Origin of the sequence: Undibacterium sp. TJN19 (genome assembly GCF_049339485.1) — a bacterium.
In the GTDB taxonomy this organism is placed as follows: Bacteria; Pseudomonadota; Gammaproteobacteria; order Burkholderiales; family Burkholderiaceae_D; genus Undibacterium.
In genome coordinates this window covers 1-1,508 of sequence record NZ_JBMPPL010000042.1, presented here as the reverse complement: position 1 = coordinate 1,508, position 1,508 = coordinate 1, and the positions used below count along the sequence as shown (strand labels likewise).

General features: G+C 55.8%; 2 protein-coding genes. Both read right to left on the bottom strand.

Going from position 1 to position 1,508, the window contains the following annotated elements; genetic code table 11:
* A partial coding sequence (locus ACO0LH_RS28410) for a MotA/TolQ/ExbB proton channel family protein (RefSeq protein ID WP_422944512.1) occupies nt 1–611 on the bottom strand: 611 nt, incomplete at its 3' end.
* A gap of 222 nt (nt 612–833) precedes the next feature.
* The coding region (locus ACO0LH_RS28405; protein WP_422944511.1) for an energy transducer TonB at nt 834–1,508 on the bottom strand (675 nt) is incomplete at its 5' end.

Sequence of the window (1,508 nt, the reverse complement as noted above, 5' to 3'; positions counted from 1 at the left end):
ACGAACGGTGCGGTGGAACCAACGGTTGCCAGGAAGGCCAGGCCGTCTTGCAGGCGGCTTTGCACTTTGTCAACAGCGCGCTGGATGGACATGGAAACCCAGGTGTTCAGGTCGATTTGTTCGAGCAAGGCGCCTTCATGGTGTTCGGTGGCTTTGATGCCGGAATCAGCGATGAAGCGGAATGGGCTGCCTTCTTTGAGGGAAGACGCACCTGCTTGTACGGACGCGGCTTTCCAGAATTTGCTGCGGGCTTCAGAAGCCTGGCCAGACAGTTTGAACTGGTCGATGATTTTGGTGATGAGGATGTACCAGCTGCCCATGGACATGACGACCATGATGAAGAGGGTGCCTTTGGTGACGAAGTCGCCACCTTTCCAGAGGGCGTCGAGGCCATAAGGATTGTCGACGACTTCTTTGGTGACGACAGGTGCGGCAGGGGCACCGGCATCTGCTGGGGCAGCAGGGGCGGCGGCATCGGCTGCGGCAGGAGCCGGGGCTGCTGCAGATGCAGCGGCGGAGGCAGATTCCTGTGCGGAAACAGGGGCAACGGCAACAGCGGCGGTCAGGGCCAGCAGTGCTGTAGCCAGGAATGCGGAGAAACGGGTTTTCATTGAGGTACTTCCTTTTTAAAAATGAGTGCTTGCTGCAAAATTTCTAAATTCAAAAAAAATTTAAAATGCTGTGAATAACAAATTTAAAATTCTGTTCTGCCAAGAAGCTGGTGCAGGCGTAGCGAGCAAGTCCAGGTTGAGTTAAGAAGCGCAACCGTACGCAGGTACGGTGAGCATCGCAGGCTCAAGATGGGCTTGCGCAGTAGCCTGCGCCAGTTTCAACTACTCAAGCTTCCAGACGTACTGGACTTTCGACCAGGTCTGCTGTGGCTTGCCATCGACGGTACCTGGTTTGTTTTTGCAGGAACCTGACATCAATTGGGATTTCACCGCATTGTCGAGTCCACGGAAGCCGCTGGATTTGTCGATCTTGACATCGGCAACAGTGCCATCTGCACCAATGAGGACGGACAACTGCACGGTGCCGGTTTCTTCATTACGCAGTGAAGCACGCGGATATTCCGGTTTGCAACCCGCAACGTTGAAGTCGATCACGCCAGGGACGATGGACGGGCCGGTGGCCTTGGCTTCAGCAACTGGTGCTGGTGGGGCCTGGGTCTTGGCAAACGTCGGGTTTTCTGGCTTGACGTTGGAGACGGCCGAGATCGTTGGCGCTTGTTGTACCGGTTGTTGAACCTGTACTTCTGGCGGCGGTATAAACGGTGGCGGTGGGGCCAGCAGTTTTGGCGGCGGTGGCGGCGGTGTGTCGGGCGGTGGTGGCGGTGGCTTCACCTCTTCGACGATCTTGGTTTCCAGCGGTTTGATGACCACTTCCATGGCCTTGCGCGCTAGTCCAGATACCAGTGCCCATACCACCAGCACGTGAAATAATATGACCAGCCCTAAACCGACAAACTTCTTGCCCGGCTCTTGCTGGCGATTTGAAAAATCCATTCC